General features: G+C 46.5%; 10 protein-coding genes. 5 read left to right on the forward strand and 5 right to left on the reverse strand.

Going from position 1 to position 14,302, the window contains the following annotated elements; all coding sequences use genetic code 11:
- Positions 1 to 37: 37 nt before the first annotated feature.
- The 5 genes from VCHENC03_RS03870 to VCHENC03_RS03850 all read left to right on the forward strand — a co-directional run bounded on the left by VCHENC03_RS03870 (position 38) and on the right by VCHENC03_RS03850 (position 8,629).
- Positions 38 to 1,777, forward strand: a complete 1,740-nt coding sequence (locus tag VCHENC03_RS03870) for a glycoside hydrolase family 9 protein (RefSeq protein ID WP_009707541.1) — start codon at positions 38 to 40, stop codon at positions 1,775 to 1,777.
- A gap of 2 nt (positions 1,778 to 1,779) precedes the next feature.
- Positions 1,780 to 2,670 carry an N-acetylglucosamine kinase gene (locus tag VCHENC03_RS03865; protein ID WP_009707542.1) on the forward strand — a complete coding sequence of 297 codons (891 nt, stop codon included), beginning with the start codon at positions 1,780 to 1,782 and terminating at the stop codon, positions 2,668 to 2,670.
- A gap of 8 nt (positions 2,671 to 2,678) precedes the next feature.
- The gene (locus VCHENC03_RS03860) at positions 2,679 to 4,598 is read left to right on the forward strand and encodes a beta-N-acetylhexosaminidase (protein ID WP_009707543.1); all 1,920 of its coding nucleotides are present in this window, start codon (positions 2,679 to 2,681) and stop codon (positions 4,596 to 4,598) included.
- Positions 4,599 to 4,684: 86 nt separating this feature from the next.
- Positions 4,685 to 7,093, forward strand: coding sequence for a GH36-type glycosyl hydrolase domain-containing protein (locus tag VCHENC03_RS03855; RefSeq protein WP_009707544.1), 2,409 nt, complete (start codon positions 4,685 to 4,687; stop codon positions 7,091 to 7,093).
- A 123-nt stretch (positions 7,094 to 7,216) separates the two neighbouring features.
- A complete protein-coding gene (locus VCHENC03_RS03850) occupies positions 7,217 to 8,629 on the forward strand; it encodes a phosphoglucomutase/phosphomannomutase family protein (protein WP_005439403.1) in 1,413 nt (470 codons plus the stop codon).
- 94 nt (positions 8,630 to 8,723) lie between these two features.
- Here the strand turns inward: VCHENC03_RS03850 and VCHENC03_RS03845 are convergent, their stop codons facing one another.
- The 5 genes from VCHENC03_RS03845 to VCHENC03_RS03825 form a co-directional block, all read right to left on the reverse strand.
- On the reverse strand, positions 8,724 to 9,755 hold the full coding sequence (locus tag VCHENC03_RS03845; protein WP_009707545.1) for an ABC transporter ATP-binding protein: 1,032 nt from the start codon (positions 9,753 to 9,755) through the stop codon (positions 8,724 to 8,726).
- Positions 9,755 to 11,380 carry an ABC transporter permease gene (locus tag VCHENC03_RS03840; RefSeq protein ID WP_009707546.1) on the reverse strand — a complete coding sequence of 542 codons (1,626 nt, stop codon included), beginning with the start codon at positions 11,378 to 11,380 and terminating at the stop codon, positions 9,755 to 9,757. Before VCHENC03_RS03840 ends, VCHENC03_RS03845 begins: the two co-directional genes overlap by 1 nt.
- 99 nt (positions 11,381 to 11,479) lie before the next feature.
- On the reverse strand, positions 11,480 to 12,493 hold the full coding sequence (locus tag VCHENC03_RS03835; RefSeq protein ID WP_005439400.1) for a Fe(3+) ABC transporter substrate-binding protein: 1,014 nt from the start codon (positions 12,491 to 12,493) through the stop codon (positions 11,480 to 11,482).
- A 153-nt stretch (positions 12,494 to 12,646) separates the two neighbouring features.
- Positions 12,647 to 13,876, reverse strand: a complete 1,230-nt coding sequence (locus VCHENC03_RS03830; protein WP_009707547.1) for an ammonium transporter — start codon at positions 13,874 to 13,876, stop codon at positions 12,647 to 12,649.
- 25 nt (positions 13,877 to 13,901) lie between these two features.
- The gene (locus tag VCHENC03_RS03825; protein WP_005439398.1) at positions 13,902 to 14,240 is read right to left on the reverse strand and encodes a P-II family nitrogen regulator; all 339 of its coding nucleotides are present in this window, start codon (positions 14,238 to 14,240) and stop codon (positions 13,902 to 13,904) included.
- Positions 14,241 to 14,302: the final 62 nt, after the last annotated feature.

Here is a 14,302-nt window from a genome sequence, read left to right on the forward strand (position 1 = left end):
TTTCCCTTTATATTTTATTGTTTCCCGGAGAGATTGAATGCTGCTACTGACTAACCACATTGGTTACGAGCGTCTGGGCCCTAAGAAAGCGATCATCCAGACGAGCCGACCACGCCTGTCTTCTTATACGGCTTTGTTGGTTTGTGCCGATAGCCATCAAACCGTTGCAACCTTGACGGTAGAAAAGCAAGGCAAAGTAGCGAACTGGCATCAAGGTCATTTCTACCTTATCGACTTTTCTTCATTTAACACTCCAGGTAACTATTACCTTCGTTTCGACCATTTGCGTTCATCTCACTTTGAGATCGGCGAACATATTCTTTTCGATCGCACGCTTTCAGATGTGATCCATTATTTTAAATCTCAGCGCTGCGGCGGCATTTTCGATCAACAAGATCGTCAGGCTCCACTGCTAAATTCCGACGAAACCGCAGATGTTCATGGTGGTTGGTATGACGCGTCAGGCGATGTCAGCAAATATCTGAGCCATTTGTCATACGCAAACTACCTAAACCCGCAGCAGACCCCTATGGTGGTGTGGAACATGTTGAAAGGTTTGTCCCTGCTAGACGGCAACGACAAACTGGCTAAATTCACTGCTACTCGCCTTATTGAAGAAGCCCTGTTCGGTGCAGACTTCCTTGTTCGTATGCAAAACGAAAAAGGTTTCTTCTACATGACCGTATTCGACAAGTGGAGTAAAGACACAGCTCAACGTGAAATCTGTGCCTACGAAACCCAACTTGGTCATAAGTTTGATGACTACCAAGCCGGTTACCGACAAGGAGCTGGCGTTAGCATTGCGGCATTAGCTTCAGCAGCACGCCTAGAGTTTCATGGTGAATTCGACCAACAAAAATACCGTAATGCAGCAGAAAACGGCTACTGGCACTTAAAAGAGCACAACACCCAATACCTAAACGATGGTGAAGAGAACATCATCGATGAATACTGCGCATTACTTGCAGCGGTTGAGCTATTTAAGACCACTAAAGAAACACGCTACCTAGAAGAAAGCCGCGTGTGGGCAAACCGCCTTTCTGCTCGTCAAATGAATGATGAGCACATTCAACATTTCTGGGCAGCCAATCAAGATGGCAGCCGCCCTTACTTCCATGCGGCAGAAGCAGGACTTCCTGTTATCGCGCTGTGCGAATACTTGGCGATTGAAGACGACTCTGAGCGCGCTTCAGTAGCAAAACAAATCATCACTCAAGCTTGTGAGTTTGAAGTCTCTATCACCAATAGAGTGAAGAACCCATTTGGTTACCCACGCCAATATGTAAAAGGCGTGGACGAAGCAAAACGCGATGCGTTCTTTGTGGCACACAACAATGAATCGGGTTACTGGTGGCAAGGTGAGAATGCTCGCTTAGGTTCACTGGCAACCATGGCTTATTTGGCGCAACCTTTTATCGAGTCAGAAATTCTAAAACAACAGCTTTCTAAACTCGCACAAGATTCTATCAACTGGATTGTAGGTCTGAACCCGTACGACATGTGCATGTTGGATGGTCATGGTCGTAACAATCCGGACTACCTTCCTCAATATGGTTTCTTCAATGCAAAAGGTGGCGTGTGCAACGGCATCACTGGCGGTTTCGAAGATGAGGAAGACATTGCATTTAATCCACCAGCACAGAAAGACGACATGCTTCAAAACTGGCGCTGGGGAGAACAATGGATCCCGCATGGTGCGTGGTACCTACTCGCAGTAATGAGTCAGGCTCAGCACATCTCGACTTTAGCGAACTCTCAAGCCTTCAAGGAGCAATAAACATGGGGATGTATTTTGTAGGTATTGATGGCGGTGGCACTTCCTGTCGCGCCCGTATCAAAGACACGCAAGGCAACTTCGTTGGAGAGGCTAAAAGCGGCAGCGCCAACATTATGTTAGGTGCAGAAGTCGCGATGGCGTCGATTCTTGAATCCATTGCTTCAGCAGCACAACAAGGCGGGCTCACCCAACAAGACTTTGCTTCTATGCACGTTGGCTTAGCACTTGCGGGCGCTGAACATAAAACCTCTTGGCAAGCATTCATGGCTTTGGAACACCCATTTGCCAGTATGACACTCAATACCGATGCTTACGGAGCATGTATTGGTGCGCATAACGGTGAAGATGGCGCAATCATGATTGCAGGAACCGGTTCATGCGGCATTTTCCTCAAAGGTCTCGAGCAACATGTCGTTGGTGGTCGTGAGTTCCCAATCTCCGATCAAGGTGGCGGCGCAGTCATGGGGTTGCGTCTGATCCAACAAGTGTTGCTAGCAGAAGATGGCATCCGTGAAAAAACACCTCTTGCCGCGCACGTCATGAATCATTTTGAAAATGACATAGACAACGTAGTGGCGTGGTCTAAACAGGCTTTGCCTCGCGATTACGGTCAATTTTCTCCTGCAATTTTTCAACATGCGGAACAAGGCGATGCACTGGCGATTGAAATGCTTAAGCAAACCGCAGCCGATATAGAAATGTTCTTAGTCGCGCTGAATAAGCGTGGGGCTACTCGTATCTGTCTAATGGGCAGTATCGCAGAGCGAATTCTGAACTGGTTGTCTCCACCAGTTCAACAGTGGGTGGTAGAGCCTCAATTTGATGCAATTGAAGGAGCCATTATGTTTGCTGGCAAACCAGAGCATAACCTTTACGCAGTGAGTGTTGAGTAGGAGTGAGCATGGAATATCGTGTTGATCTAGTGGTCCTTTCTGAGCAAAAACAAAACTGCCGCTTTGGACTCACCTTTCACAATTTGAGCGACCAAGACCTAAACAGCTGGAGCTTAACTTTCGCTTTCGATCGTTACATTCTTCCAGACAGCGTTTCAAATGGTCAACTGACTCAAATTGGTAGCTTTTGCACACTAAAACCGGAAGGTATGGTACTGGCTGCCAACCATCACTATTACTGTGAATTCAGCATTGGTTCAAACCCATTCCGTTATTACTCGGATGGCTTTAATGAAGCGATGATCGACTTTGTCGTTGACGGAAACCCACAGCGCGCACAAGTGGATGTGACGCCTATCGTTTTAGCGTCACCTTACCGTGAACGCAGTGAGATTCCTGCAAGCTTAACCCATGCACAGCCGTTGCTGCCAAAGCCTAATCATATTGAGGTCAGCGACCACTCGTTCACGTTTGACGAGCAAGCTGGCGTGGCAATTTATACTGACTTAGCCAACTCAGCAAAAACGTGGTTACAGGAAGAACTCCAGCGTATTCATCAGTTTGAGCTTTCTTCATCCAACAGCGGAAAAATCCTATTCAAAAGTAACCCAACGCTAGATGAAGGCGCTTACAAGTTAAAAGTATCAGAAGAGTCGATCAAGATTGAGGCAGGGTCTTCGTCCGGCTTTACCCATGCTTGTGCGACCTTATTGCAACTACTAAAACGAGACGAGAGTACCAATACTATGGAAGTGGTGTGCTGCTCTATCAAAGACAGCCCTCGTTTTCGATACCGCGGCATGATGCTGGACTGCGCTCGCCATTTCCACTCGGTAGAGCAAGTAAAACGCCTGATCAACTTGTTGGCACACTACAAGTTCAACACGTTCCATTGGCACCTCACTGACGATGAAGGCTGGCGTGTCGAGATCAAATCTCTTCCTCAGCTTACTGATATTGGAGCATGGCGCGGTATTGATGAAACCATCGAGCCGCAATACACCCATTTGTCTCAACGCTACGGCGGTTTCTACTCGCAAGAAGAAATCAAAGACGTTATCGAATTTGCAGCACAACGTGGCATCACTATCATTCCTGAAATTGATGTACCTGGTCATTGTCGTGCTGCGATTAAGGCTCTGCCACACCTATTGGTTGAAGCAGAGGATACGACGGAATATCGCAGCATTCAGCACTACAACGACAACGTCATCAACCCTGCTCTGCCGGGTAGTTACGAGTTTATCGACAAAGTACTTGAGGAGATCGCTGCGCTCTTCCCTGCTCCTTATGTTCATATTGGTGCTGACGAAGTGCCTAATGGCGTATGGTCGAAAAGTCCTGCTTGCCAAGCGTTTATGGAGAAGTTGGGTTACACCGATTACAAGGAACTACAAGGCCATTTCCTTCGCCATGCAGAAGACAAACTTCGCAAACTGGGTAAACGAATGCTGGGTTGGGAAGAAGCTCAACACGGCAACAAGGTTAGTAAAGATACGGTGATCTACTCATGGCTAAGCGAAGAAGCAGCATTGAACTGTGCTCGCCAAGGCTTTGATGTGGTGCTGCAACCTGCACAAACCACTTACCTAGATATGACCCAAGACTACGCACCTGAAGAACCGGGCGTGGACTGGGCAAATCCACTGCCACTAGAAAAAGCTTACAACTACGAGCCGTTAGCAGAAGTCCCTGCTGACGACCCAATCAGAAAACGCATTTGGGGCATTCAAACCGCTCTATGGTGCGAAATCATCAACACCCCATCGCGCATGGACTACATGATTTTCCCTCGCCTGACTGCCATGGCAGAAGCATGTTGGACTGAAAAACAACACCGCGATTGGACCGACTATTTATCACGTTTGAAAGGTCACCTTCCTCTGCTCGACTTGCAGGGAGTGAATTACCGTAAACCGTGGAAGTAATACCAAGCTAGATGCCAACGCATCACGCTTAAACAGTTTTTAAATTTTTGGCTGCAGGCGCAGCTTAGTAAAAAGGAAATACACAAATGAAATACGGCTATTTCGATAACGAGAATCGCGAATACGTCATCACTCGCCCTGACGTACCAGCACCATGGACAAACTACCTAGGTACTGAGAAGTTTTGTACGGTTATCTCGCACAACGCGGGTGGCTACTCGTTCTACAACTCTCCAGAATACAACCGTGTTACTAAATTCCGTCCAAACGCGACATTCGATCGCCCAGGACACTACGTTTACCTGCGTGATGATGAGACAGGTGATTACTGGTCAATCTCTTGGCAACCAGTTGCGAAAAGCCTAGACGAAGCAAACTACGAAGTTCGTCACGGCTTGTCTTACTCTAAGTTCAAATGTGAATACAGCGGTATTACCGCAACGAAAACTCTGTTCGTGCCAAAAGGCGAAGACGCTGAAATCTGGGATGTAGTGATTAAAAACACCTCAGACAAACCACGCACGATCAGCGCATTCTCATTTGTTGAGTTCTCATTCAGCCACATTCAATCTGATAACCAAAACCATCAGATGTCTCTGTATTCAGCAGGTACGTCATACAACGAAGGTGTGATTGAGTACGACCTGTACTACAACACCAACGATTTCGAAGGTTTCTACTACCTAGCTTCAACATTTGACCCAGATTCATACGACGGCCAACGTGACAGCTTCCTTGGCCTATACCGTGACGAAGCAAACCCGCTAGCAGTAGAACAAGGTAAGTGTTTCAACACAGCACAAACGTGTTACAACCACTGTGGCTCTCTGCACAAGCAATTCACTATCCAACCGGGTGAAGAAGTTCGTTTTGCTTACATTTTAGGTATCGGTAAAGGCAACGGTGACCGTCTACGTTCTAAGTACCAAGACCTTGCAGAAGTCGACAATGCATTTGCGGGCATCAAAGCACACTGGGATGAGCGTTGTGGCAAGTTCCAAGTGAAATCACCAAACGAAGGTCTAGACACCATGATCAACGCTTGGACACTATACCAAGCAGAAACTTGTGTGGTGTGGTCTCGTTTTGCTTCGTTCATCGAGGTGGGTGGTCGTACTGGTCTTGGTTACCGCGATACAGCGCAAGATGCGATCTCAGTTCCTCACGCTAACCCGGCAATGACGCGTAAACGTATCGTTGACCTGCTGCGCGGCCAAGTAAAGGCGGGTTACGGTCTACACCTATTCGATCCAGATTGGTTCGATCCAGAGAAAGCAGATGTTAAACCATCTAAATCTCCAACAGTAGTTCCAACACCTTCTGACGAAGATAAGATTCACGGCATCGAAGACACATGTTCTGATGATCACCTATGGCTAGTCCCAACCATCTGTAAGTACGTAATGGAAACCGGTGAGCACAGCTTCTTTGACGAAGTGATCCCTTACGCAGACGGCGGTGATGCAACCGTTTATGACCACATGAAAGCAGCGCTAGACTTCTCGGCTGAATACGTCGGTCAAACCGGTATCTGTAAAGGCCTGCGTGCAGACTGGAATGACTGTCTGAACCTAGGTGGCGGCGAATCTTCAATGGTATCGTTCCTACATTTCTGGGCACTGCAGGAGTTCATCGACCTAGCGAAATACCTAGGCAAAGAAGCCGACGTTGAAAAATACACAGTGATGGCAGCAAACGTTCGTGAAGCGTGTGAAACACACCTTTGGGATGACGAAGGCGGTTGGTACATCCGTGGTCTGACGAAAAATGGCGACAAGATCGGTACTGCGCAACAAGCGGAAGGCCGAGTGCATCTAGAGTCAAACACGCTTGCAGTACTTTCTGGCGCGGTATCTCAAGAGCGCGGCGAAAAAGCGATGGACGCAGTCGATGAGAACCTGTTCTCCGAATACGGCCTGCATCTAAACTCACCATCTTTTGCAACACCGAATGATGATATCGGCTTCGTAACTCGCGTTTACCAAGGCGTAAAAGAGAACGGTGCAATCTTCTCGCATCCAAACCCATGGGCTTGGGTAGCTGAAGCGAAACTGGGTCGTGGTGATCGTGCAATGAAGTTCTACGACGCACTTAACCCATACAACCAGAACGACATCATCGAAAAACGTATTGCAGAACCTTACTCATACGTTCAGTTCATTATGGGTCGTGACCATCAAGACCACGGTCGTGCAAACCACCCATGGTTAACAGGTACATCTGGCTGGGCTTACTTCGCAGTTACCAACTTTATCCTTGGTGTGCGTACAGGCTTTGATGGTCTGACTATCGATCCATGTATCCCAACGAACTGGCCAGGTTTCGAAGTGACTCGACAATGGCTAGGTGCAACGTACAACATCAAAGTCGTTAACCCAGACTCAGTAAGCAAAGGCGTTAAGTCAATTACTGTGAACGGTGAAGCAGTAAATGGTGCCTCTGTACCAGTTCAAGCGGAAGGTTCAGTAAACGAAGTTATCGTTACTCTAGGTTAATCATCTTTTAGGGGAGAGCTTCTCCCCTTTTGATTTATCCGATGCACTGAGTTTGTGAGTGCATCGGTTCGCTAGCAAAGATTTAAGAGGCGGTGGGATGCCGCTCTTATCGAGGATCGAATCATGATCAAATTTGGTACAGGCGGTTGGCGTGCATTTATCGGTGAGGAGTTCACTAAAGATAATGTACGTTTGGTCGCTCAAGCAGTTGCAAACATCACGAATAACGAATCGGTTGCTGATCGCGGCTTTGTGATTGGCTATGACCGTCGTTTTCTTTCCGATAAAGCCGGTCGTTGGTTCGCTGAAGTTCTTGCAGCAAACGGCATTGTGGTGAGCTTTATCGACAAATTTGTCCCAACGCCTATCGTAATGTTTAAAGCGAAGGAAATGGGCTGCGCGTACTCGGCATGTATTACAGCATCGCACAACCCTGCCGATTACAATGGCATTAAAGTCTTCATTGAAGGCGGTCGTGACGCAGATGAAATCATCACGGAAAAGATCGAATCACAAATAGCTACGCTAACGACACAAGATGTAAAAAGCGTCGACTTTGAACAAGCGGTTGAAGATAAGCTGATTGAAATCATCAACCCGATGAACGAATTCGTTGACTCAATCATCGACTTTATCGACATCGAAGCGATCAAAAAGGCGAATCTACGTGTGTTGATCGATCCAATGTTTGGTGTTGCGAAAAACGCACTACAGACCGTATTGATCAACGGTCGTTGTGAAGTCGACGTGATCAACGATGGTAAAAACCCAGACTTCGGCGGCTTGATGCCATCACCAAGTGCAGCAACGCTTTACCGCTTGATGCACCTTGTAGAACAAGAAGGTTACGACATTGGTATTGGTACCGATGGAGACGCTGACCGCCTTGGTATTATCGACGAGAAAGGTAACTTCATTCATCCAAATGAAGTACTGCTGCTGCTTTACTACTACCTACTTGAATACAAAGGCTGGACAGGCTCAGTGGTACGTAACATCGCAACTACTCACCTGTTGGATAAAGTCGCAGAAGATCATGGCGAGAAATGCTTTGAGGTTCCGGTCGGCTTTAAGCACATTAGTTCTCAAATGGAAGCTGACGATTCACTGATTGGCGGTGAAAGCTCCGGCGGTCTGACTATTCGTGGTCATATCAAAGGCAAAGACGGTGTATTCGCATCAAGCCTATTGGTAGAAATGATTTCAGTAACTGGCAAGAAGCTGTCTGAGTTGCTGGATGAGATCTACGGCAAGTACGGCTATGCCTACATGGCAGAAGGCGATTGCAAGTTCAAACCGGCGCAAAAAGACGTACTGTTCAACAAGATTTATGTTGAAAAGCAGTTGCCTGAGTTTGAGTTTGAAATCGAAAAAGTCAGCTATGAAGATGGTGCGAAAGTCTACTTCAAGAACGGCGGTTGGATCATCGCTCGTTTCTCTGGCACCGAGCCACTACTACGAATTTTTGCAGAGATGCAAGATAAGGACACTGCGGAACGTGTTCTTCAACAGTTTAAGGACTTCTTGTCTTTATAACTGAACCTTGTGCCCGCTTCGAGCACATAACCTATAGGTGAAGAACACTTGCCCGGCATCACCGCCGGGCCTTTTTCTATCTGGCCTTTATTAACTAGGCGAAAGCTAACACGCCTTGAGTTTCAACTTCCACTGCAACGCTATCACCCACATTCAATGCTTGAGTTGACGTCGCTAACAATCGGTCACCATTGACATCAATCACGTAACGACAATGATCCCCCATAAAGTGTTGTTCAAGCACTTTTACTGCACTCTCATCATCAACCTTAATTTGTACATGCTGAGGACGTAGCAGTAATGCACACTCACTATCGCGTTGAATTTCCTGCTGAGCATTCGCTTCTACTACACCAAGGTGGGTTTCGTATTCATTGTCGGAAATTCGCTTCGCAGCAAGGTAGCTACCTCCACCTAAGAAGTCAGCAACAAACTTGCTCGAAGGCTGGTAATAAAGCTCTGAGGCTGTGCCGTACTGCTCAATAACACCATGGTTCATCACGGCCATCTTATCGGCAAAAGCAAACGCTTCTTCACGACTGTGGGTGACAAAGATAGCGGTAACGCCCTGCTCTTTGAAAATTTTACGGATCTCTCGGATCAGCTCATGACGCACTTGAGTGTCGATATTGGAAAATGGTTCATCCAACAACAGAAGATCCGGTTTGTAAGCCAGTGAACGGGCAATCGCCACGCGCTGCTGCTGACCACCAGAGAGTTGGTGAGGATAACGGTCGCCGTAACCTTTAAGGTGAACCAAGCCGAGCATCTCTTCGACTTTAATCAGCTTTTGCTGCGCCGATTCGTTCTTTAAGCCAAAAGCAATGTTCTCAGCGACGGTTAGATGTGGGAACAAAGCGTAATCTTGGAAAATCATACCAATATTACGCTGCTCTGGTGGCAACCAGTTTTTTCCGTCATCAATAGTCAGGCAGTTCAAGCTCATTTGACCGGAACTCAGAGGAAGCAACCCAGCAATGGCTTTCAAAAGTGTCGTCTTACCACAGCCACTCGCACCGAGTAGACAGACAATCTGTCCTTGTTCAACCTCTAGAGAAAGAGACTCAAGAACAGTCTGATCGTCATACTGACAAGTTAGGTTTTTAATCGATAATGCGCAGCTCATCAGTGACTTTGCTCCAGTGAACGGTTAACAACAACAAGCGGGATCAACCCAACGAGAACCAGTAATACTGCCGGAAGTGCGGCAAGCTCTAAATGCTCATCCGAAGCGAAGTTGTACACATACGTCGCCAAGGTTTCAAAGTTAAATGGTCGCAATAGTAGTGCAGCATTGAGCTCTTTCATCGACTCAATAAACACCAAAAGACCAGCAATCAAAGCGCCACGCTTAACTAAAGGGAAATGCACTCGCCACAGCATGGTATTTGGCGTGCACCCCATGGTTCGGGAAGCCATATCCAACGATGGTGAGATCTTGTTTAGGTTACTTTCCACACTACCAATTGCAACAGCGGAGAAACGCACCACCATCGCGAAAATCAGCGCAAACATAGAGCCTGAGAAAATAAGCCCAGGTCTGCCCCACTCCATCGCTTTAGCAATATCGTTAACCCGGTGGTCCATAAACAGCACCGCAACCATTACACCGATAGCTAGTACTGTACCAGGGACAGCGTAGCCCATCGAAGACAGGCGCATAAACGCTAAGCTCGAACGGCCACCGTTTACGCGTTGACTGAAGTTCACTGTCAAAGCAATCGCAACACCGATGATGGCAGCCACGACTGACACCACCAAACTGTTCCATGCGTATTCACGGAACTCGGGCGTCCAACTTTGTGCAAAGTAAGTGATGGCGTAATCAATTAACTGTAGCAATGGGAAGATAAACGCGATTGCCACCAATCCCCAACACCAAATTAATGCGCCCCATTTTCGCCAGCCTTTTAGCTCATAACGGAAATCTTCATGACTATTAAACTGGCTTTGGAATAACTTCTGTTTGCGGCGACTGTAGCGTTCAGCACTTAATAGCAACACCACAATCATCAACATCATGGCTGAGATCTTAGCGGCTGCATTGAGGTTCGAATACCCAAGCCAAGTATCGTAAACAGCAGTAGTCAGCGTGTTCACAGCAAAATAGCTGACGGTTCCGAAGTCACCGATGGTTTCCATCGCAACCAGAGACAAGCCAACAGCGATAGAGGGTCTTACAAGCGGTAAAGAAATACGCCAAAAGCTTTCCCAAGGGGAACATTTTAACAAGCGAGCACTCTGCAGTAGAGAAACGTTCTGCTCCATAAATGCAGCACGACAAAGCAAGTAAACGTATGGGTAAAGAACAAGAGAAAGAACGAAAGTTGCACCACTCAAAGTACGGATATCTGGGAACCAATATTCGCCCGGTCCCCATCCGGTTATATCACGCAAGAAGATTTGAATCGGACCAGCAAAATCAAACCAATCCGTAAAAATGTAACCAATGATATAACCCGGCATCGCGAGCGGCAGAACTAATGCCCACTGCAGCCACTTCTCAGTTGGCAATTTACACATCGCCATAAACCAAGCACTTGGAATACCGAGAATCAAAGAAAGGAGCATCACACCTGCAGTCAGAACTACGGTGTTATAGATATAGGTAGGCATGACCGTCGACATCAAATGTGTGAACAGGTCATCTGTCTCGCCAATGGCGGTATAGAAGATCGCTAAGATCGGCAAAACCAGTAACAGGGTAATTGCCCCACTACTGGTTTTCCATAGAGAATGTTTATTCTTCATTGCCTAAATACTGCAAGGCTGTATGAAATACAAATGCGGCTGCAAATACATCTCATATCCTTTAATCAAATGGGGGTATAGTTATACCCCCACATGGAATTAAAGGTCAAATTTCACTTCATCTAGTAGCTTAATTGCCGCTTCGTGGTGAGAAGCGATGTCGTCTAGAGAAATCGAATCCGCTTTGAAGTCACCCCAAGATTCCACAAGCTCAGAACGCTTAACACCTTCCTTCACTGGGTACTCGTAGTTTACTTCTGCGTACATTTGCTGCGCTTTGTCACCCGTTAGGAATTCCATTAGCTTCACAGCGTTGTCTTTGTTTGGAGAGAACTTCGCCATCGCCATACCAGAGATGTTTACGTGCGTACCTGTTGTCTCTTGGTTAGGGAAGTTGATGTATACCGCGTCTGCCCAAGCTTTTTGCTCTTTGTCGTTAACCATCTTACCTAGGTAGTAGCTGTTACCTAGAGAAACGTCACATAGACCTTCTTTGATTGCTTTAACTTGAGCACGGTCGTTACCTTGAGGCTTACGAGCTAGGTTCGCTTTTACGCCTTCTAGCCATTCTTTAGTCTCAGCTTCACCGTGGTGAGCGATCATAGAAGACACTAGAGATACGTTGTAAGGGTGCTTACCGCTACGAGTACAGATTTTGCCTTTGAACTCAGGCTTTGCTAGGTCCGCGTAGTTGAAGTCGTTACCTAGTTTGCCAACACGGTCACGTGAAGAGTAAACGTTACGAGTACGTAGAGTCAGAGCAAACCACTCGTTTTCTTTGTCTTGGTACTGTGCTGGTACGTTTTCTTCGATGATTTTGCTGTCTACCTTTTGAACTAGACCTTTGTTAGTCAGTTCCGCTAGACGGCTGATATCTGTAGTAAGGATTACGTCAGCTGGGCTGTATTCGCCTTCCTGAGCCAACTTCTCTGCTAGACCTTTTTTCGCAAACTTCACATTTACTTTGATGCCAGTTTCTTTAGTGAACTCGTTGAACATAGGTTCAACTAGAAAAGGTTGACGGTAAGAGTACACGTTCACTTCTTCAGCTGCCATTGCCGTTGGAGCTAGAGTTGCGCAAGTAATTGCCGAAAGAGTTAGCAGTTTTTTCATTGTTTAATCCTTTACCATGCTAATGATAACGTTTATCAGTTGCGTTATTATATGCATGTTCAATAAGAAAACAATGACGTGACACAAAAAAACCTGCTCTTTCGAGCAGGTTATTGAATGTTTACTTTGTAACGAGTTATTTCGTTATGTCGGTTATTTCACAGTCACGAATTCTGGGTAAGCGCCAACACCACAATCGTGCATATCCATACCTTCTAACTCTTCTTCTTCTGTTACGCGAATACCGATGGTCGCTTTAAGGACAGTCCAAACCACTAGGCTTGCACCAAATACCCAAGCAAAGATAACTGCCGCACCTAGAAGCTGTGCACCAAACGTTGCATCACCATTGCTTAGTGGCACAACCATTAGACCAAAGAAACCACACACACCGTGTACAGAGATAGCACCTACAGGGTCATCAATCTTGATCTTATCTAGACCAACGATACTGAATACAACCAACGCACCAGATACCGCACCAATTGCCACAGAGTAAAGCGGTGATGGTGATAGAGGGTCAGCGGTGATTGCTACAAGGCCTGCAAGTGCGCCGTTAAGAATCATAGTTAGGTCAGCTTTACCCCAAGTCGTTTTACATACTAACAGTGCTGCAATTGCACCTGCAGCCGCCGCTGCGTTTGTATTTAGGAAGATTTGACCGACCGCTGTTGCGTTTTCAAAATCAGACACCATTAGCTGAGAGCCGCCGTTGAAACCAAACCAACCGAACCATAGGATAAATGTACCCAATGTTGCTAGTGGCATGTTTGAACCTTGAATTGGGTAGATTTCACCGTTTTTGCCATATTTACCTTTACGAGCACCTAGAAGCAATACACCAGCAAGAGCTGCTGCAGCACCTGCCATGTGAACGATACCTGAACCTGCGAAGTCACTAAAACCAGCTTCAGATAGGAAACCGCCGCCCCAAGTCCAGTAACCTTCCATTGGGTAGATAAACGCAGTCAGAATAACTGAGAAGATTAAGAACGACCAAAGCTTCATGCGCTCTGCAACTGCACCTGATACTACTGACATTGCTGTTGCTACAAATACTACTTGGAAGAAGAAGTCCGACTCTAAAGAGTGGTCTGCACCTTCACCTTGTGTGCCAATTAATGCACCGAATGATGGTAACCAACCGCCTTCACCGTTATCAACATACATAATGTTGTAACCAACCAATAGGAACATGGTACAAGCGATCGCGTAAAGGCAGATGTTTTTAGTTAGAATTTCTGTTGTGTTTTTAGAGCGAACTAAGCCCGCTTCTAGCATGGCAAAGCCTGCTGCCATCCACATTACCAACGCACCGGAAATGAGGAAGAAAAAGGTATCGAGTGCGTAACGTAATTCAGTTACTGTTGTTGTTAATTCCATGATAATTCTCCAATCCCTTGAATTCTTAAAGTGCTTCTGCGTCCATTTCACCAGTACGGATACGCACCGCTTGGTTCAGGTCGTAAACAAAAATTTTGCCGTCACCAATCTTTCCGGTCTGCGCCGCTTTTGTGATGGCTTCTACCACACGTTCCACATTGTCTGCGTGGGTTGCGATTTCTAGTTTTACTTTTGGTAGAAAGTCGACTTGATACTCAGCGCCACGGTATAGCTCCGTGTGGCCTTTCTGACGACCAAAACCCTTAACCTCTGATACTGTCATCCCTTCAATACCAACATCAGCCAATGCTTCGCGAACATCGTCTAACTTAAAAGGTTTTATAATGGCATTAATGATTTTCATTGAATCTTCTCCGCAGCTTTCATCCTGAAACAGTTTTATTAATCCAAGCGGCGTGCCAACTT

Source organism: Vibrio sp. HENC-03, from assembly GCF_000305755.2.
Classification (GTDB): Bacteria; Pseudomonadota; Gammaproteobacteria; order Enterobacterales; family Vibrionaceae; genus Vibrio; species Vibrio owensii.